The sequence below is a fragment of the Anoxybacillus sp. EFIL genome, assembly GCF_013096955.1.
GTDB lineage: Bacteria > Bacillota > Bacilli > Bacillales > Anoxybacillaceae > Anoxybacillus > Anoxybacillus ayderensis.
Window position 1 is genome coordinate 144,743 of record NZ_SDLH01000005.1, and the last position, 17,906, is coordinate 162,648.

A 17,906-nucleotide genomic window follows, 5' to 3' on the forward strand; every position below is an offset into this window, starting at 1 on the left:
TGTAAGCGGTTTAAAAAGGAGGTGTAAAATTGTTAACACCAGAAAGACATCGCATTATTTTGCAGTTGCTACAAGAAAAAGAAGTGGTAAAGTTACATGAATTTGTTGAAGCGACACAATGTTCAGAATCGACGATTCGACGTGATTTAAGCCAACTAGAAAAAGAAAAAAAATTAAAGCGTGTTCATGGTGGGGCTGCGTTGTTGCAACAAAAAAGAGAAGAGTTGAGCGTTTTTGAAAAATCGACGAAAAACATTCATGAAAAACAGCTCATTGGAAAATACGCAGCAAGTCTTATTCAAGATGGTGACTGCATTTATTTAGATGCAGGAACGACAACATTACAGATGATTCCTTATATTGAAGCGAAAAATATCGTCGTCGTAACGAATGGTATTATGCATATTGAGGTACTGTTAGAAAAAGACATTCCAACGTACCTTGTTGGCGGACTCATTAAGAAAAAAACGAATGCGTTAATTGGTCGAGGAGCTATTCACTCGTTGCAACAGTATAGTTTTGACAAATGTTTTATCGGTGTAAACGGCGTTCATATTGATTTTGGTTATACAACTCCAGATCCGGAAGAAGCGATTATAAAACAAACCGCTATTCATTTATCACAACAAGCTTTTGTATTAGCCGATCACTCAAAATTAAACGAAAGTACGTTTGCCAAAATTGCACCATTACAAGAGGCAACGATGATTACGGATGAAACAGATGAAGAGTTGCTAGCAATGTATGAAGCAAAAACGACAGTAGAGGTTGTGAAATCATGATTTATACATGTACGTTAAATCCTTCCGTCGATTATGTTGTGACAGCACAACAGATCGAACTTGGAAAATTAAATCGAGCAACAAAAACGGCATATTTTCCGGGCGGAAAAGGAATTAATGTGTCGCGTGTATTGAAACGGTTACACGTTCATAATATTGCGCTTGGATTTATTGGTGGATTTACAGGTCAGTTTATTGCTGATGAATTGAAAAGGGAGCATATTTTAACAGATTTTATTACTGTGCCTGGACAAACGCGACTAAACATTAAATTAAAAGGGGAAAAAGAAACGGAAATAAATGGGGAAGGACCGATCATTAGCGACGAACATAAAGAAGCGTTAATTGCTAAAATTAAGCAATTAAAAAAAGGAGATATACTCGTTTTAGCAGGAAGCCTTCCACCCTCGGTAGATGATACATTTTACGTCACGATGATGGAAGAAGCAAAAAAACGACGGGTTGCTGTTGTCGTTGATACGAGTGGCAATGCACTGAAACAAGCCGTTGCATACGAGCCGTTTTTACTTAAACCAAACCAAATGGAGCTTGGGGAATTGTTCGGAGTCAGTATTCATAGTCGTCATCAAACGTTGGAATACGGAAAAAAACTGATTAACAATGGTGTCCAGCACGTTATTGTTTCACTTGCTGGGGATGGGGCCATCTTGTTCCATAAAGATGTGATATTAGTCGCTCAAGCCCCAAAAGGAATAGTAAAAAATTCGGTTGGTGCTGGTGATTCGATGGTAGCGGGGTTTTTAGCTGCATATGTGAACGAAGCATCGCTTGAAGAAGCGTTTCGTTATAGTGTTGCCGCGGGGAGTGCCACAGCATTTTCTGAAGATTTATGCACAGAAGAAGAGGTTCATCGCTTATTAGATGAAGTAAAAATTATACGAATGGAGGAGCGTGTATGAGAATAACAGATTTGTTGACAGAGGATACGATTGTCCTTGATTTGAACGCGCGAACAAAAAAAGAAGTGATTGAAGAATTAGTAGACGTTCTTGAGAAGACAGGAAAATTAAACAATCGTCAAACGTTTATTGAAGCTATTTTTGCCCGTGAAGCGCAGAGCACGACAGGGATTGGCGAAGGAATTGCTATCCCTCATGCAAAAACGAAAGCGGTGCGCACTCCAGCCGTTGTTTTTGGACGTTCAAAAGAAGGAATTGATTACGATTCGTTAGACGGAAAACGAAGCCATTTGTTTTTTATGATTGCTGCACCAGAAGGAGCGAATAACACACATTTGGAAGCGTTATCTCGCTTGTCGACATTGTTAATGGATGCATCGTTTCGCTCGAAAATTGAAAACGCTTCGACAAAACAACAGATCATTCAAGCGATTCAAGAAAAGGAGGGAGAAATGGTGACAGAAGAAAAACAACTATATGGAAAGAAAAAAGTGTTAGCTGTTACGGCTTGTCCGACAGGAATTGCGCATACGTATATGGCTGCTGACGCCTTAAAGGCAAAAGCGAAAGAAATGGGAGTAGATATAAAAGTAGAAACAAACGGTTCGAGTGGTGTGAAAAATGAGTTAACACAACAAGAAATTGAAGAAGCGGTCGCCATTATCGTTGCAGCAGATAAGCAAGTAGAGATGGATCGATTTGATGGAAAACATGTCATCCAAGTACCTGTTGCCGATGCTATTCGTAAACCAGAGCAACTCATTGATCGCGCATTAAAACAAGAGGCTCCAATTTATCGCGCAAGTGGTGGGCATCGTTCGTATGCACCGAAAGAAAGAACAGGATTTTATAAACATTTAATGAACGGCGTATCGAATATGCTTCCGTTCGTTGTTGGTGGCGGTATTTTAATTGCGATCTCATTTATTTTTGGTATTAAAGCATTTGATCCAAATGATCCATCATTCCATCCGATTGCAAAAGCGTTGATGGATATCGGTGGTGGTAGTGCCTTTGCACTTATGATTCCAGTGTTAGCTGGTTTTATTGCGATGAGCATAGCGGATCGTCCAGGGTTTGCTCCGGGGATGGTCGGCGGATTTATGGCAGCAAATGGCGGTGCAGGCTTTTTAGGTGGACTAATTGCGGGCTTTTTAGCCGGTTACCTCGTTGTCGGATTGAAAAAATGGTTTAGTCGTTTACCACAATCGCTTGAGGGAATTAAACCGGTTCTTCTTTATCCGTTATTTGGGATATTGCTTACAGGATTCATTATGATGTATGTCGTCATTGATCCAGTAAAAGCGTTAAATGAAGGAATGAAAACATGGCTTGAAAATATGGGAACAGGCAACCTTGTTTTACTTGGTCTTATCCTCGGTGGTATGATGGCGGTTGATATGGGTGGACCGATTAATAAAGCGGCGTTTACGTTTGGCATTGCGATGATTGATGCCGGAAATTACGCACCACATGCAGCCATTATGGCAGGTGGAATGGTGCCTCCTTTAGGATTAGCACTTGCAACAACATTATTCAAAAAGAAATTTACAAAAGCGGAACGAGAAGCAGGAAAAACGTGCTATATTATGGGTGCTTCGTTTATTACAGAAGGGGCTATTCCGTTTGCGGCAGCTGATCCAGGACGTGTCATTCCTTCCATCATCGTCGGTTCAGCCGTTGCGGGAGCGTTGACAATGATGTTTGGTATAGGACTTCCAGCGCCACATGGCGGCATTTTCGTTATCCCGATTGTAAAAGGGAATCCATTGTTATATGTACTTGCCATTTTCATCGGTTCACTTGTGACTGCGTTAATGGTTGGATTATGGAAAAAAGAAGTGAAAGAATAATAGATTATGAGCGCGCGATGAGAAAAATCGCGCGTTTTTTACTAAAATATTTTGACAAAGATAATCATTATCATTTAATATATAATTGTTGAAAATTATTATCAATTATATTTATAGGGGGATTACTGATGGCAAAAGTAATCATGGTATTTACAAGCATGACAGGCAATACAGAAGAAATGGCAGAAGCGATTGCTCAAGGTGTACGTGAACAAGGGGTCGAGTTGGATGTAAAAGAAGTGTTAGATGCTACAGCGACAGAACTTGAGCAATATGACGGTATTTTGCTTGGAGCGTACACATGGGGAGATGGTGAATTGCCAGATGATTTTTTAGATTTTTATGATGAATTGGATGACGTGGACTTAACAGGAAAAAAAGCGGCTGTTTTCGGCTCATGCGACTCAAGTTATGAAAAATATGGTGCTGCGGTTGATATTTTAATCGAAAAACTGCAAGAACGAGGGGCTGAAGTCGTTCTCGAAGGTTTGAAGATCGAATTGACGCCAACAAATGAAGATAAACAGTTGTGCATTGCGTTCGGTAGAGAATTTTCTAAACAGCTATAGAAGGTCGTTTGACATACGACCTTTTTTCATTAATTAAACTATGTTCTAAATAATCAATAAAACAAAAAAAAGAACAAGTCAATAAACAACTTGTTCAAATTGGAATCGCTTTTTCGTTTTTTCGTGAAAATTTCTCGACATCTGTTTTATAATAGGATGGAAAATACATATATACGTCTGTCCCTTCACCAACTTCACTATGAATAAATAAATCTCCTTTCATCGTCTCAACAATGCGATAAACAACCATCATCCCAAGACCTGTCCCTTTTGTTCCTTTCGTTGTAAAATAAGGTTCCCCTAAACGTTCAATTTGTTCTTTTGTCATGCCAACTCCTGTGTCACTAATATGAATAAGTACGTAATCTTTATCGATCGATACGTTAATACGTAATGTACCTCCATTTGGCATCGCTTCAATAGCATTTTTCATGACGTTCAATAAACATTGTTGAAATTTTTGGCGTTCTCCTTTTACCGCAAATGGCACTAGAGACGTTTGAATTTCAATGCTGTTCATATTGGCGAGAGGGCGTAAAATATCAATTACTCGCTCAATTTCGGTTTTTACATTTAACTTTTCGACATGTTCTGGAGCTGGTTTGGCAAACGTTAAATAATCTGTAATAATTGCTTCTGCGCGGTCAATTTCTTCAATTGCGATTTGAATGTATTGTTTATCTTTATAATTCATTCGTTCACTTTGTAGTAACAACTGCATAAATCCTCGAGATACAGTTAATGGATTGCGCACTTCATGCGAAATCGAAGCGGCTAAATGGCCGACCACTTCCATCTTTTCGGCACGAACAATGCGGCGACGAAGATCGTTATGTTTTTGGATCGTTTCAGTAATATAAGCACCTAAAAACGCTGCAACTGGTTGTGCTAGAAAATATGTTGAAATGATATGTAAAATTTGATAGTCATCAACAATCCATATGCTAGAGAGTATCATTGTTAACATAGCTGTTCCGATCGATAAAAGAATAATCGAAGTAATCCGTTGTTTCGGGGAAAAAGACGTTTGGAATTTTCGGTAAAGAAAGAAGGAAATAATGACTTGGATGGTTGTAATGATCATCGTCACAATAATACCTTCCGTGCCACCGATAATGATGCGATAAATAACAGCCATGCTCGAAAGAAAAAGGGCTGACAATGCTCCTCCGTATAAACCGCCAATCCAGATGGCGACTTGACGTAAATCAAAAATAAGACTATCCGTTACGTGGATAGGAAACGTCATACAAAATATAATACATATCCCGATTGCCATCGTTTTTAAAATCGTTTTTGCGTGATCGGATATGCGCCGTTCTTCAAGCCAAATGGGAACAATTAATAGCGCTAATATAATAAAAAATAAATTTAGCAATATTTCTTTAATTAACGAGGGCATATAAAGCCGCTCCTTTCGACATATATTTCGAATAATTTGAATATTTTCGTCGAATCGTCTCTTTACATTGTAGGCGAATTTAGTTATCGTGTGAATATATAACTATTCGATGTTTTATGTCACGTTTCTACAAAATTTGCGCTATTTCGCACCTTTATGTGATGTGATGGGAAGAAAAGGAGATGAGATGAATGGTTGAGAAAGCGTTGGCGAATAAAAACATTGCACTATGTGCCTCACGTAAAATAGAGGAAATGAGTGCGCTTATCGTTAAACAAGGGGGTATTCCAATTTCACGACCTGCTCAAGGAACGATGTTTTTTAATGAAGAACTAAAACAACAACTTTATCAAATCGTCAATGAGCCAGTCGATTGGTTTATTTTTACGACAGGAATTGGTGTTGAAACATTAATGAAAAAAGCAGACGAGTGGGGAGTAGGAGAAATGTTTCTTCAAGCCATTCGTCAAGCGCATGTGGCGGTGCGTGGGTATAAAACGACGAACGTCCTACGTACATACGGCATAAACCCACACATAACGGCAGACGATGGAACGACAAAAGGTCTTGTTCATGTGCTAGAAGAAGTGGATTGGACAGGTAAACATGTTGTTATTCAGCTTTATGGAGATTCAGCTCCGTCATTGCAACAATTTTTAACTAAACGAGGAGCTTTATATCAAGAGATATGGCCGTATCTCCATACTCCACCTGCGCCTCATTTAATGAAACAGCTTGTTGACGAAATTATTTCTCGATCTGTACAAGCAGTTTGTTTTACATCAGCGATTCAAGTACGCTTTTTCTTTTCGTTTGTGAACGAAGGTGGATATGCACAAGAAATAAAACGAGCATTTGACGGTGACGTTGTGGCTGTTGCGGTAGGAAAAGTAACGAAAGAAGCGTTACACGAGGAAGGGATTGCGCATGTCATTGCTCCAGCTCACGAACGGATGGGGGCGATGATTGTTGAATTAGCGAAATATTTTGACAAGAAGTAGACGTGCATAGATGTATGCACGTCTATATACGAAATGATTCCACTGTTGTGCGTAACTGATCGCCAAGTTGGGCAAGCGTTTGGGCAGCGGAAGAAATTTGTTCGTTCATCGCTAACTGTTCTTCCATCGTCACGGCACTTTCTTTACTTCTTTTCATCACTTCGTCCGCTATTTGTTTTAATTGTTTCATTGTTTCGGTTATTTCGTTTGAAATCGCGGTCATTTGTTCAATTGCTGCGGATGTCGTTTGTACTTTAGAAAACACTTGTTCTACCGATTGATTAATAACTTGAAATGAACGTTCTGCTGTGTCATAGTATGTCGTGCCATCAACAAGTTTTTTCGTGTTTTCCTCCATGGCTTGCGCTACTCTTTTTGTTTCGACCTTTATTTGATCTAGCATCGTTTCAATTTCTTTTGCCGCTTCTTTCGATTGTTCGGATAATTTTCGCACCTCATGAGCGACGACAGTAAATCCTTTTCCGTGTTCACCGGCACGCGCAGCTTCAATGGCGGCATTTAGCGCAAGTAAATTCGTTTGTTCGGCAATAGCCGTAATGACGTTTGTAATTTTTCCGATTTTCTCTGAACGTTGTTGGAGAGATTCAACAAGTGTTTTTGTTGTAAACATAGCATCGCGCATATCGGCGGCTTGTGCTGTCACTGCTTGAATGGAATGTTTTCCTTGATTGACAAAATCATGTGCTCGTTCGGCTGATGTAAGCAAATCTTCTGTACTTTCAGCAATTTGATTCATTCCGATCGCAAACTCATGTAAAGAATGATCAGCTTCTTTTAACATACGCAATTGTTGCTCGGCTTGCCCATATGTTTGCTCCGCCATTTCTGTTGCTTTTTCAGCTGCTTGTGTACTTTCTTCTGCACTTGTGGAAAATTGTTCTGCTTGCGATGCCATATGAATAGAAATGTCTTTCATCGTTTCGATCGTTTCTTTTAATTTTGCTTTCATATGATTAATCGATTCAATCATATATTTTGTTTCATCTTTTGTTTTCACGGGTAAAGGTGGGGAAGATAAATCTTGTTTCGCTACGCGCTGTAACTCATCAGAAACGAGATGGATCGGTTTAGAAATTTGACGGCTAATAAAAAAGGAAGCAGCGCTACCAAATAAAATGAGGGATACGATAATTATGAGTGATATCATATACGTTTGTTTCATGTACTGTTCAATGCGTTGTTGATCCGTTGCTAATAATGTTTTTTGTCGCTGTAACATTTGTTCAGCGTTTTGTAAAAAATGGTTCCCTGTTTGCTGAAGCTTCTGGACAATACTTGCTTGTTCTTGTTTATTAGTTGTACGTAAAAATTGTTGTACAAGTTGGAAATATTGATATTCTAGTTGTTGTAATTGGTTAATAATCGTTTTGCTTTCGGTTGTTGTTAACATTAAGCTTATTTGTTCATAATTTTTATAAAAACTCCTTCGTTTTTCTCCATAACTCGCTAAAAATTTATCATCTTTTAGTAGCAAGTAAGTTAGTATATCTTTTCTCTCTTCATAAAAAAGAGTGACCATTTCATCTGTTTTTGTAATGATATTAAAACGATGATCGATTAAGTGATTGTACATCTCTTTTGTTTCAGTCATTCTAAATATTTGGAATCCTCCTAAACAGATCACAAACAATAAAGTGACGAAGTAACCTAAGAATATTTTTCGGCTAATGCTCATATTTTTCCTCCTTTTGCTATTTGTCCGATTTATTATATGTTGGAAATAGGAAGAGGTTTGTGCAAATAAAATAAAAAGACATCCCTAAATTTAACTCGGGATGCCTTTTTTCAGTTTTGAAATCGTTGGGATTGAAAGTGTCCGATGTTCACGCGCTTGACCGATAAAAAGTAAGCTAAATGGTGTGGCGTGTATCATATAACAAATGCCGACCGAAGCCACGGTTGTAATTGTAAACAAGATCACCGCTTGTAACAGTGAATATATCGTTGTCGGAATGGTCGGTGCAAACATATATAAGAAAAACACATGTCCGATATATGCTCCATACGTATATCGGCTAACGAAACGTAACGTTGTATATAGTCGTGATTTTGTTTGTACGATAGTAATTGACAAACCGTATAACAAAACAATTTCTGATGTAACATATAACACCATCGACGGCTTTAAATACGTAATCGCGCTTAAATCGATAGAAAAAACACCTTGAGATATAAACAACTCATAACCAACAAAAATAAAAAGCGATAAAAATAAAAACGTGTTAAGCGGAATGGCTCGAATAACAAATTTTCTCCAAGATGGCAATGTGTACGCAGCCATACTACCTAAACAAAAATAGAAAAAATAAGCTAAAAATGTACGGTCAACGTAATGTATATATGATTTGCTTTGAACGATTGGAGAAATGAATGTAATGAAGCCCATGTAAGTGATCGCACTAACGATAATAAATAATTTCCAATATTTTTTTTCATTCAGCCATCGGAAAAATGTAACAATGGCGACAATAAGCAAATGAAATTGTATAATCATGACGACGTACCATAAATGAGGAGCTGTTTCTCCAAGCAATAGTTGTTTCACCGCTTCAAATGCATGTGAATGACTAGAAAATAATATCAAATAAATAAACGACCATGTTATATATGGAACAATGAGCTCTCTCCATTTATGGGCCATGTAACGTGAATAATGAATCGCATCTGTTTGTTGTGCGATATGAAATCCGACTAAAAAGACGAACACGGGCGCAGAAAATTTGACGACTTGAAACAATATACTGATCATAATCGCTTCCTCAGCATGTGGAGAGCGATGATTCATAACATACAATAACGCACTTTGAAAAACAACAGCGAAAAATGCTAAACTTTTCATAACGCTTAGTTCTGCAGGTGTTTTTTTTATCATTTTTTCTCACCAGCTTCATTTGTCAATTTGTTCATATACTAGTATAATGCTAATAGTTTCACAAAGTTGGTTGAAGAAATGAATATTTATTGAAAAAACAGTCGCAAATTCATGAATGTTAATAATAAATGTCATGTGAAACGTTTACAAAAAGGGAGGTGAAAAACCATGCGTTATCATACTCATATTGTTTCATCATTAGCCATTGGTGCCGGGATTGCAACATATACCTCTATATCTTTTACTGTTACCTATGCAGCCGGATTAGCGATTGGAGGGTTGCTTCCTGATATTGATGAACCAAATTCATATATTGGTCGCCGTTCACTTGGTGTGGCGAAACAAGTGAAAAAGGCGTTCGGTCATCGCGGATTTACACACTCGCTATTAGCATGGGGAGCGATCACAGCCGTTTTATTATTCCAACATTTTTCTCCTTTTACGCTCGGATTATGTCTCGGTTATGCGTTTCATGTGTTAGCTGATTACTGTTCGAGTCAAGGTGTTCCGCTACTTTGGCCATTTTCTAAAAAAAGATATCGTTTTATTATGACTTATCGTACGTCTAGCTTTTTTGAAACGTTGCTTTTTTACTGCTTTCTCGTTTTGTTTATTTATTTTTTAACGAACGGAGCGATAGAAGAGAACAGTTCGTTCTTTTCGCTTTCATTTATTGATTTTTCTGAATAAATTGAATATGATTATGTTGAGATTGACAAAAATGGGGGATGAGGATGAAAACGGCAGATTTATGTGATCAATACGGGGAACGTGTACGCGTTTGTTCACTGACATTTCAAAGTTACGGTGGAAAAACATCGTTTTATGGACCGATTACAACGGTAGATGTTTTCGAAGATAATGTGCTTGTTCGAGAGGCGCTAGAAACAGTACCAGCAGGAAGTGTAGTCGTTGTTGATGGAAAAGGATCAAAACAATGTGCGCTTGTGGGTGATCGGCTGGCACAAATCGCATATGATCGCCAATTAGCAGGTATTATTGTACATGGATGTATTCGTGATTCGAAAGAAATAAGTACGATGCCAATTGGTGTACTTGCCCTCGGAACATGTCCGCGCAAAAGTAAAAAAGAAGGAAAAGGGAAACGGGACACAGTTGTTTATTTCGGGGATATAGAGTGGAAGCCAGGTACATACGTATATGTTGATGAAGATGGAGTGATTGTTTCAGACGAGCCTTTGCATGAATAACGTTTTGTTCGGTTATTCTATCGTCTAGGGGGGATAGACGATGGAGGAAAAACGAACAATGCGAGAAGATGAAGTAGCGTTTGCTGAACAAGAGATCAATCGTTATTTTTATGACCATCGACATGAAGAAGGCGTTCCGTTATATATTGGGAACAACACACCAGCTATTCGTGTTAGCAAGCGAGAAGAATGAGTCGGGCGATCAGCCCGACTTTTTTCATTACTCTGTTTTATCGCTTTGGCTTTTGTTTTGCTTACGGCCTTTACTGTTGTCTCCTGCACCTTCATATAGTTGCCCGTGTTGTGTCGGTGCATTTTGATTTCGACTTCCTTCGTTCACTTTTTTTGTCATGTTTCCGCCTCCTTTCTGCTACAATAAACGTAACATGTTTATTTTTTCAAAAAGGGGTGGAGTTATGCGCGCGTGGCATAAAGAAGCGGAGAAGCAATGGGATGAGCGAGCAGAGTGGTGGCATCAAAGTAGTGAAGACATGTGGGAGAAAGGAAGTCGAAAGGCGATTATCCCGTTTGTGAAGACATATATGCCGAAAGAAGGATATATTGCAGATATTGGATGTGGGGATGGATACGGGTCATATAAACTATGTCAACAAGGATATCGTGTCATCGGATTAGATTTATCAAGCGAAATGATTGAATTAGCGAAAAAACAAAGATATCATGAACATCTTCATTTTCAACAAGCAGACATTATGAACTTGCCTTTTCCAGATGAAACGTTTTCCGGGGCGATGATTATTAACTGCTTGGAATGGACCGAACGCCCACTTGCTGCACTTGAAGAAGTTCGTCGGGTATTAAAAACAAATGCACATGTATGTGTAGGCATTCTCGGCCCAACAGCCGCTCCTCGAGTGAATAGCTATCGTCGTTTATATGATGAAGCAGTCATTTGTAATACGATGATGCCATGGGAGTTTGAACAGTTAGCAAAGGAAAACGGATTCACGATTGTTGCGCAAGAAGGGGTATATAAGCGTGGCGTCGATGAGCATTTCATTCAGCAGCTACCAATAGAATTAAAACAGGCTGTTTCGTTTATGTGGTTATTTATGTTGCAAAAAAGGTAGAGGACGTGTTACTGCCCCCTGCCTTTTTGTTGCACTTCTAATTTTTCATTTCCCATAAAGAGAATTGCTAACGCAGCAAATGCAATCGGAATTAATGCGATAGAAAACGAATACGTAATCGACGAAGCCATCGCATCCACAATTTTTTGTAATACGTTTGGTGGAATTTGTGCCCGTGTCCCTGGCTCAAACAATGCATGGGGATCAGGAATAAATGATGTTGTGCTCGCACCGAACGTTTCGCGTAATTCGCTCATTAGTTTATTCGATTGGATTGTTCCAAAAATGGTTATACCAATCGTCATGCCGAGCGAGCGAAAAAACGAATTGGTTGAATTCGCTGTTCCGCGAAAACGTGGTTCCAAGTTATGCATAGATGCCGATGGTAAAAGTGAGAAAGAAAATCCGACTCCAAGTCCAGTTAATACCATATAAATCGTTAGCCATAATTTTGACGTTTCTGGTGTCATAAAACTAAGCGATAGCATGCCTGTAAAGTAAGCGATCACAGAAATAAACATAATGTTTCGATACGATGTTTTCGTTTGTGAAATACCAGCGAACGAACTGCCTGCAACAGATCCAAGCATCATCGGCATTAAGATGAGTCCAGCATTTCTCGCTGTACCGCCATAAACTGCTTGTACAAACACCGGGATAAAAACAGCTAAAATGACAAATGTCGCACCGTATAAAAAGGCAAGCAACTGCGCTACAGCAAACGTTCGTCGTTTAAATAGCGAAAATGAAATAATTGGTTCCTTTACTTTTGTTTCTACATACAAAAATGTTAGTAAGAAAATGGCACTAATCATAAATAACGATATGATGGTGAATGAATTCCAATCATATTTTTTCCCGCCTAATTCAAGGGCGAACATTAAGCTAACGACTGTAACAATGAGAGTGAGTGCGCCAAACCAATCGATTGTTTGCTTCGTATGTGGCGTTGTTTCTTTGTAATAACGAACAATGAAAAAAATAGACAATAAACCAATTGGCACATTGACGTAAAATACCCAATGCCAACTTAAGTAATCGGTAATATAAGCACCGAGGAGCGGACCAAGCACGCTTGACATTCCAAAGACTGCCCCGAGCAATCCTGTCATTTTTCCTCTTTTTTCTGGTGGGAATACGTCAAATACGATTGTAAATGCAATTGGCATTAATGCCCCGCCACCAATTCCTTGAATCGCGCGGAAAATGCTAAGTTGTACAATGCTTTGTGCTAAACCGCAGAGCGCAGAACCGATTAAAAAGACGATTAACCCGAATAAAAAGAAACGTTTTCGACCATACATATCGGATAACTTCCCGAAAATCGGCATACCAGCCATCACGGTAACCATGTACGCAGATGTCACCCAAACAAATTGATCCACGCCACCTAAATCGGCAACGATCGTCCCAATTGCCGTTGCAACAATCGTGTTATCCATCGCTGCCATTAAAATAGCTAACAGCAATCCTGTCACAATAAACGAAACATGTCTCGTTTGATCAACCATCTTGCACGTCTCCTTCCTTTATGTATACAAGACATTATATGCCTTCTTTACATATTTACCAATAAAAAAGCTCTCGCAAAAAGCGAAAGCTTACTCCCAAATGTATGGCGTTTCTTGATACACATAGTAGTTGAGCCAATTGACAAACAGTAAATTCGCATGGGAACGCCACGTGTTATATGGTTGCTTATTCGGATCGTCATGTGGAAAATAATATTTTGGGATTTGAATGTCCAACCCTTTGGCAACATCTCGCTCATATTCTTCTTTGAGCGTTGTGGCATCATACTCTGGGTGTCCTGTTAAAAATACTTGTTTTCCATCATTTGAAATGACGAGACAGACGCCAGCTTCTTCGGATGAAGATAAAATTGTTAACTCAGAAACCGCTTCGATATGTTCACGTTTCACATCTGTATGGCGCGAGTGAGGGATTTTATGAATATCGTCAAATCCACGAGTAAGTTTGACGTGCTTTTGTTCTAACATATGATCGAATACGCCGAAACATTTTTGTGGCAAATCGTATTTTGGAATACCGTAATGATAGTACATCCCTGCTTGTGCACCCCAACAAATATGTAACGTAGATGTGACATTCGTCTTTGTCCATTCCATAATTTGAGTTAACTCATCCCAGTAATCGACTTGTTCAAACGGCAAATGTTCAACGGGTGCACCAGTAATAATCATGCCGTCATATTTTCTATGCTGAACATGTTGAAATGTTGTATAAAATTGATCAAGATGATGTTTTGATGTTGTTTTCGCTTCATGTGTTTCGGGACGTAAAAAAGTCACATGTACTTGTAGCGGTGAATTTCCAAGCAAACGCAATAGTTGTGTTTCTGCTTTTTCTTTTTGTGGCATTAAGTTTAAAATAATAATGTTTAACGGTCGAATGTCTTGAGAATAGGCGCGATCTTCATCCATGACGAAAATATTTTCTTGTTCTAATATTTCTTTAGCTGGAAGATCACGTGGAATATTAATTGGCAATGTTCTCAACCTCCATTTACATCATATAAATACATTCATTATAAAAATTTTTAGAAAATTGTTCAATGTTTTTTATTTTATTGATTTTTCTATTTGCATTGTTGTATCCTTGTAAAAGCAAGAATGATTTGGAGGGATGCACGTATGTTTATGTCATATGAAGAATATATGCGTCAAGTCGTACAACCGATGCGTGATGAATTAGTCAGCGGTGGCTTTAAAGAATTACGGACGAGTGAAGAAGTGGAACAATTTATGGAACAAGTAGAAGGAACGACGTTTGTTGTCATTAATTCTGTTTGTGGTTGTGCGGCAGGGCTTGCACGTCCAGCAGCTATTCAGGCGGTACAAATGAGCGAGAAAAAACCAGACCATCTTGTGACCGTATTTGCTGGACAAGATCGTGACGCAACGGCTAAAATGCGTGAGTATTTTGTTGGCATTGAACCTTCTTCGCCATCGATGGCCTTATTAAAAGGAAAAGAAGTTGTCCATTTTATTCCACGCCACGATATTGAAGCCAATTCTCTTGAAAATATTATGCAAAATATTATGCAAGCTTTTGAAAAACATTGCTAAGGGTGTCCAATTGACATCCTTTTTCTTTTGGGGTGACCGTATGATTGTGACAACTGCTGGCCGAACGAATGAACAAATGATTGAAAAAGCGAAACAAATTGCCGATGAATTACAAATTCCGTACATCCCGCGTCAAAAACGTTCCATTACAGCCATCCAGCAACAGATAGCTGAACCTGTTCTGGTCGTAGGGAAAGAAAGATTAGAAATCCATTTGATTAACGGAGATGAACCGTTATTTTTTCATCCAAATTCTGCTTCCTTTCGCGCAAAGCGTATTTTAAAAGGGGAAAGTGAACCGTTTTTACAAGCGACGAAATTACAAAAAGGGATGACGTTTTTAGATTGTACGCTTGGATTAGCAGCTGATAGCATAATTGCTAGCTTAGTTGTTGGTGAGAAAGGAAAAGTGGTGGGAATTGAAGGGAGTGCACATATCGCTTACTTAACAAAACAAGGGTTACGTCATTGGGAAAGTGATGTCGTTGAACTTAATGAAGCGATGCGACGCATTCATGTACATCATGCCGATTTTCGCTCTTTTTTAGCGCAATGTGATGATCAGTCATATGATGTTGTTTATTTGGATCCGATGTTTGAAGTAACTATTGATGAAGCGGATGGAGTAAGGGGATTAAAACAGGCAGCGCTATATACGGATGTGACAGCAGAAGATATCGAACAAGCAAAACGAGTAGCTCGACAACGAGTTGTACTAAAAGATCATTGGCAAAGTTCACGTTTTGAGCAATTTCATTTTTTCGTTTATCGAAGAAAAACGGCAAAATTTCATTTTGGTACGATTGAACTTTCATAAATGATGCAAAATAAGACAGTAGGAGGTGAATGAAATGGGTAAACGAAAAAAGGATGCTTCGAAAACAGGATTAAGTTCACCGGAGATCAAAGGACAAGGTACGACTGAACACGAAACAGGAAATATTGAAGTAGATTCGAGTCGCAAAAAAACAAAGCGGATGTAAACTACCACATTATCGTGGTAGTTTTTTTTGTAAAAAAAGAAATTAAACTACTTTTCTAACAATTATATTCATTTTTTCTTTACAATTTTAAAAAAAACATTTACAATTGAATAGGTTCTCTCCCTTAACCCTTTTCCCGAACGAAGTTGAATACGTTTTACAGCAAAAGACGCAGAATTTGATGGAGGTGTGGATATGTCAATGACGAAAAAAATTTTACTAGGAATGTTTGCAGGAATTATCGTTGGACTCATTTTCAACTTAGCTCTTCCAACAGAATGGTTTGACCTCGCAAAAACATACGTACTCAATCCGCTTGGAACAATATTTATTAACTTAATTAAACTGCTTGTTGTTCCAATTGTTTTTGTATCGCTCGTTTTAGGAGCAGCTGGTGTTGGTGACCCGAAAAAGCTCGGTCGTATTGGTATGAAAACAATTGCATTCTTTTTAATTACTACTTCTCTTGCGCTTATAATTGCTTTAACATTAGGATCTGTCATTCGTCCAGGAGAAGGGAATTTTAATTTAGAAGGGGCATCGTTTGAAAAGAAAGAAGCTCCGCCGGTTGTAGACACATTATTGAATATTATTCCAACAAACCCATTCCAAGCCATGGTTGAAGGAAATATGTTACAAGTCATTGTATTTGCGGTGCTTGTTGGAATGGCTGTCGCCCGCCTTGGTGATCGAGTAAAACAAGTGAGAGTCATCGTAGAGCAAGCAAATGATCTTCTCATGTATTTAGTAGAATGGGTGATGAAATTTGCGCCATATGGTGCGTTCGCATTAATTGCGATTGCGATTGGCGGACAAGGATTTGATGCGATTGCAGCGATGGGGAAATATATGTTTGCTGTATTGTTAGCGTTATTTATTCATTTCTTCGTCGTGTATGGTACGGCGGTATGGACACTTGGGAAAATGAGCCCTATCGCATTTATTAAAGGATTTTCTCCAGCGATGGCTGTTGCGTTTAGTACATCGAGCAGCAATGCTACGTTGCCAGTGTCGATGGAAACAGCACAAAAAAATTTAAACGTTCCGAAGAGCATTAGCGGTTTTGTTCAACCTCTTGGAGCCACAATTAATATGGATGGAACAGCCATTATGCAAGGTGTGGCAACGATGTTTATCGCACAAGTGTATGGTGTGGACTTAACATTTAGCGATCTTTTGACCGTCATTTTAACGGCAACACTTGCGAGTATTGGTACAGCAGGTGTTCCAGGTGTTGGTTTAATTATGCTTTCCATGGTGTTAACATCCGTTGGTCTACCTGTTGAAGGAATTGCCCTTATTTTAGGAGTTGACCGCTTACTTGATATGACGAGAACAGTCGTGAATATTACAGGCGATGCGGCATGTGCAGTTATTATTGCAAAATCGGAAGAAAAATACGAAAAACAATATGAGAAAGCAAGTTAAACGAGGGAATACATCCCTCGTTTATTCTTTATAATAAATAAGGTGGGAAAAACAGCGGCAGTCCGATGAGCCAAATTTTTTTACAATCCATTGTCCTTTGTATTGTTGAAACAGCTGTTGGGCTCGTTCACATTCGCTCAGTTCGGAGGAATACGTTTGAACGTGTGTAATTTCACCGTATGGACGAATGTAATCGATATGCCAGCGTTTTCGCTTTTCCAGTTGCATATGGCGCTGAATACGTGATTGAATGTTTCGTTTCGCACTTCCCACATAAATATAGTTTCCGCTCGGGAATAAAAAGCTGCCTAATTGCCCGACTTTTACGGTAATATCGCTAGATATGGTAAAGAAAATAGCGTATACTGTATGTCGATTGTCAAACATTTCTCACACCTCTTAAAAATTTGTCATTGAAAAATGAAGATCTTAGCAATACAATAAAAGAAGCGTATGTATAAAAAAAAGGAGATGACGTTATGCTTTCAAATATCGGAGTACCTGGCTTAATTTTAATCCTTGTCATCGCTCTTGTCATTTTCGGACCGAAAAAACTACCTGAAATCGGACGGGCTTTTGGTGAAACATTGCGTGAATTTAAAAAGTCAACAAAAGGATTGCGTGATGAAGTATTAGAGGAGCTTGATGAAAAGAAAGAAGCGCGTAAATCATAAGGCGGCAACG

21 protein-coding genes are annotated in these 17,906 nt (G+C 38.7%); 14 read left to right on the plus strand and 7 right to left on the minus strand.

Annotation, left to right across the window (positions count from 1 at the left end):
- Positions 1-29: 29 nt before the first annotated feature.
- The 4 genes from ES017_RS09685 (at position 30) to ES017_RS09700 (ending at position 4,124) form a co-directional block, all read left to right on the plus strand.
- Complete coding sequence (locus ES017_RS09685; RefSeq protein ID WP_021094646.1) at positions 30-782, plus strand: DeoR/GlpR family DNA-binding transcription regulator; 753 nt, start codon at positions 30-32, stop codon at positions 780-782.
- Positions 779-1,702: a 1-phosphofructokinase gene (pfkB, locus tag ES017_RS09690; protein ID WP_042536063.1), complete on the plus strand. Its 924-nt coding sequence runs from the start codon at positions 779-781 to the stop codon at positions 1,700-1,702. Before ES017_RS09685 ends, pfkB begins: the two co-directional genes overlap by 4 nt.
- Complete coding sequence (locus tag ES017_RS09695; protein ID WP_021094648.1) at positions 1,699-3,555, plus strand: PTS fructose transporter subunit IIABC; 1,857 nt, start codon at positions 1,699-1,701, stop codon at positions 3,553-3,555. The genes pfkB and ES017_RS09695 overlap by 4 nt, the downstream gene beginning before the upstream one ends.
- A 128-nt stretch (positions 3,556-3,683) precedes the next feature.
- A complete protein-coding gene (locus ES017_RS09700) occupies positions 3,684-4,124 on the plus strand; it encodes a flavodoxin (RefSeq protein ID WP_021094649.1) in 441 nt (146 codons plus the stop codon).
- Between the two features lie 94 nt (positions 4,125-4,218).
- Here the strand turns inward: ES017_RS09700 and ES017_RS09705 are convergent, their stop codons facing one another.
- A complete protein-coding gene (locus ES017_RS09705) occupies positions 4,219-5,526 on the minus strand; it encodes an ATP-binding protein (RefSeq protein ID WP_021094650.1) in 1,308 nt (435 codons plus the stop codon).
- Positions 5,527-5,717: 191 nt separating this feature from the next.
- Between ES017_RS09705 and ES017_RS09710 the strand changes: the two genes are divergently transcribed.
- Complete coding sequence (locus tag ES017_RS09710) at positions 5,718-6,527, plus strand: uroporphyrinogen-III synthase (RefSeq protein ID WP_042536066.1); 810 nt, start codon at positions 5,718-5,720, stop codon at positions 6,525-6,527.
- Positions 6,528-6,549: 22 nt separating this feature from the next.
- On the opposite strand, the gene ES017_RS09715 is transcribed toward ES017_RS09710, so the two are convergent.
- A complete protein-coding gene (locus ES017_RS09715) occupies positions 6,550-8,223 on the minus strand; it encodes a methyl-accepting chemotaxis protein (RefSeq protein WP_042536068.1) in 1,674 nt (557 codons plus the stop codon).
- Positions 8,224-8,313: 90 nt separating this feature from the next.
- Positions 8,314-9,420: an acyltransferase gene (locus tag ES017_RS09720; RefSeq protein ID WP_171335023.1), complete on the minus strand. Its 1,107-nt coding sequence runs from the start codon at positions 9,418-9,420 to the stop codon at positions 8,314-8,316.
- 168 nt (positions 9,421-9,588) lie between these two features.
- On the opposite strand from ES017_RS09720, the gene ES017_RS09725 reads away from it, so the two are divergent.
- Genes ES017_RS09725 through ES017_RS09735 form a run of 3 tightly spaced genes read left to right on the plus strand, consistent with a single transcriptional unit; the run spans position 9,589 to position 10,824 of the window.
- The gene (locus ES017_RS09725) at positions 9,589-10,110 is read left to right on the plus strand and encodes a metal-dependent hydrolase (RefSeq protein ID WP_042536072.1); all 522 of its coding nucleotides are present in this window, start codon (positions 9,589-9,591) and stop codon (positions 10,108-10,110) included.
- Between the two features lie 44 nt (positions 10,111-10,154).
- Positions 10,155-10,631 carry a ribonuclease E activity regulator RraA gene (gene rraA / locus ES017_RS09730; protein WP_042536074.1) on the plus strand — a complete coding sequence of 159 codons (477 nt, stop codon included), beginning with the start codon at positions 10,155-10,157 and terminating at the stop codon, positions 10,629-10,631.
- A gap of 40 nt (positions 10,632-10,671) precedes the next feature.
- Positions 10,672-10,824 carry a hypothetical protein gene (locus ES017_RS09735; protein WP_167333734.1) on the plus strand — a complete coding sequence of 51 codons (153 nt, stop codon included), beginning with the start codon at positions 10,672-10,674 and terminating at the stop codon, positions 10,822-10,824.
- A gap of 27 nt (positions 10,825-10,851) precedes the next feature.
- Here the strand turns inward: ES017_RS09735 and ES017_RS16125 are convergent, their stop codons facing one another.
- Positions 10,852-10,983, minus strand: a complete 132-nt coding sequence (locus ES017_RS16125) for a hypothetical protein (RefSeq protein ID WP_019416538.1) — start codon at positions 10,981-10,983, stop codon at positions 10,852-10,854.
- Between the two features lie 64 nt (positions 10,984-11,047).
- On the opposite strand from ES017_RS16125, the gene ES017_RS09740 reads away from it, so the two are divergent.
- Entirely contained in the window at positions 11,048-11,722 is a 675-nt protein-coding gene (locus tag ES017_RS09740) for a class I SAM-dependent methyltransferase (protein ID WP_042536076.1), read from the plus strand.
- Positions 11,723-11,730: 8 nt separating this feature from the next.
- Here ES017_RS09740 and ES017_RS09745 read toward each other — a convergent pair whose 3' ends face one another.
- Positions 11,731-13,233: an MDR family MFS transporter gene (locus tag ES017_RS09745; RefSeq protein ID WP_042536078.1), complete on the minus strand. Its 1,503-nt coding sequence runs from the start codon at positions 13,231-13,233 to the stop codon at positions 11,731-11,733.
- A 90-nt stretch (positions 13,234-13,323) separates the two neighbouring features.
- Positions 13,324-14,232 (minus strand): homoserine O-acetyltransferase MetA, encoded by a 909-nt coding sequence (gene metA / locus ES017_RS09750; protein WP_021094782.1) that lies wholly within the window; start codon positions 14,230-14,232, stop codon positions 13,324-13,326.
- 144 nt (positions 14,233-14,376) lie between these two features.
- On the opposite strand from metA, the gene ES017_RS09755 reads away from it, so the two are divergent.
- The 4 genes from ES017_RS09755 (at position 14,377) to ES017_RS09770 (ending at position 17,222) form a co-directional block, all read left to right on the plus strand.
- On the plus strand, positions 14,377-14,811 hold the full coding sequence (locus tag ES017_RS09755; RefSeq protein ID WP_042536079.1) for a BrxA/BrxB family bacilliredoxin: 435 nt from the start codon (positions 14,377-14,379) through the stop codon (positions 14,809-14,811).
- Positions 14,812-14,851: 40 nt separating this feature from the next.
- On the plus strand, positions 14,852-15,628 hold the full coding sequence (locus tag ES017_RS09760; protein WP_042536081.1) for a class I SAM-dependent methyltransferase: 777 nt from the start codon (positions 14,852-14,854) through the stop codon (positions 15,626-15,628).
- A gap of 34 nt (positions 15,629-15,662) precedes the next feature.
- Complete coding sequence (locus tag ES017_RS09765) at positions 15,663-15,794, plus strand: YuzL family protein (protein WP_021094785.1); 132 nt, start codon at positions 15,663-15,665, stop codon at positions 15,792-15,794.
- Positions 15,795-15,989: 195 nt separating this feature from the next.
- Entirely contained in the window at positions 15,990-17,222 is a 1,233-nt protein-coding gene (locus ES017_RS09770; protein WP_021094786.1) for a dicarboxylate/amino acid:cation symporter, read from the plus strand.
- Between the two features lie 21 nt (positions 17,223-17,243).
- On the opposite strand, the gene ES017_RS09775 is transcribed toward ES017_RS09770, so the two are convergent.
- Entirely contained in the window at positions 17,244-17,609 is a 366-nt protein-coding gene (locus tag ES017_RS09775) for a GIY-YIG nuclease family protein (RefSeq protein ID WP_021094787.1), read from the minus strand.
- Positions 17,610-17,701: 92 nt separating this feature from the next.
- Here ES017_RS09775 and ES017_RS09780 point away from each other — a divergent pair, with 92 nt between their 5' ends.
- Positions 17,702-17,896 (plus strand): twin-arginine translocase TatA/TatE family subunit, encoded by a 195-nt coding sequence (locus ES017_RS09780; RefSeq protein ID WP_009361196.1) that lies wholly within the window; start codon positions 17,702-17,704, stop codon positions 17,894-17,896.
- The last annotated feature ends 10 nt before the right edge of the window (positions 17,897-17,906 follow it).

Coding starts and splice junctions, on each gene's coding strand:
- pfkB (WP_042536063.1), top strand. CDS start 779: ATGATTTATACATGTACGTTAAATCCTTCCGTCGATTATGTTGTGACA.
- ES017_RS09695 (WP_021094648.1), top strand. CDS start 1,699: ATGAGAATAACAGATTTGTTGACAGAGGATACGATTGTCCTTGATTTG.
- ES017_RS09700 (WP_021094649.1), top strand. CDS start 3,684: ATGGCAAAAGTAATCATGGTATTTACAAGCATGACAGGCAATACAGAA.
- ES017_RS09705 (WP_021094650.1), bottom strand. CDS start 5,526: ATGCCCTCGTTAATTAAAGAAATATTGCTAAATTTATTTTTTATTATA.
- ES017_RS09710 (WP_042536066.1), top strand. CDS start 5,718: ATGGTTGAGAAAGCGTTGGCGAATAAAAACATTGCACTATGTGCCTCA.
- ES017_RS09715 (WP_042536068.1), bottom strand. CDS start 8,223: ATGAGCATTAGCCGAAAAATATTCTTAGGTTACTTCGTCACTTTATTG.
- ES017_RS09720 (WP_171335023.1), bottom strand. CDS start 9,420: ATGATAAAAAAAACACCTGCAGAACTAAGCGTTATGAAAAGTTTAGCA.
- ES017_RS09725 (WP_042536072.1), top strand. CDS start 9,589: ATGCGTTATCATACTCATATTGTTTCATCATTAGCCATTGGTGCCGGG.
- rraA (WP_042536074.1), top strand. CDS start 10,155: ATGAAAACGGCAGATTTATGTGATCAATACGGGGAACGTGTACGCGTT.
- ES017_RS09735 (WP_167333734.1), top strand. CDS start 10,672: ATGGAGGAAAAACGAACAATGCGAGAAGATGAAGTAGCGTTTGCTGAA.
- ES017_RS16125 (WP_019416538.1), bottom strand. CDS start 10,983: ATGACAAAAAAAGTGAACGAAGGAAGTCGAAATCAAAATGCACCGACA.
- ES017_RS09740 (WP_042536076.1), top strand. CDS start 11,048: ATGCGCGCGTGGCATAAAGAAGCGGAGAAGCAATGGGATGAGCGAGCA.
- ES017_RS09745 (WP_042536078.1), bottom strand. CDS start 13,233: ATGGTTGATCAAACGAGACATGTTTCGTTTATTGTGACAGGATTGCTG.
- ES017_RS09755 (WP_042536079.1), top strand. CDS start 14,377: ATGTTTATGTCATATGAAGAATATATGCGTCAAGTCGTACAACCGATG.
- ES017_RS09760 (WP_042536081.1), top strand. CDS start 14,852: ATGATTGTGACAACTGCTGGCCGAACGAATGAACAAATGATTGAAAAA.
- ES017_RS09765 (WP_021094785.1), top strand. CDS start 15,663: ATGGGTAAACGAAAAAAGGATGCTTCGAAAACAGGATTAAGTTCACCG.
- ES017_RS09770 (WP_021094786.1), top strand. CDS start 15,990: ATGTCAATGACGAAAAAAATTTTACTAGGAATGTTTGCAGGAATTATC.
- ES017_RS09775 (WP_021094787.1), bottom strand. CDS start 17,609: ATGTTTGACAATCGACATACAGTATACGCTATTTTCTTTACCATATCT.
- ES017_RS09780 (WP_009361196.1), top strand. CDS start 17,702: ATGCTTTCAAATATCGGAGTACCTGGCTTAATTTTAATCCTTGTCATC.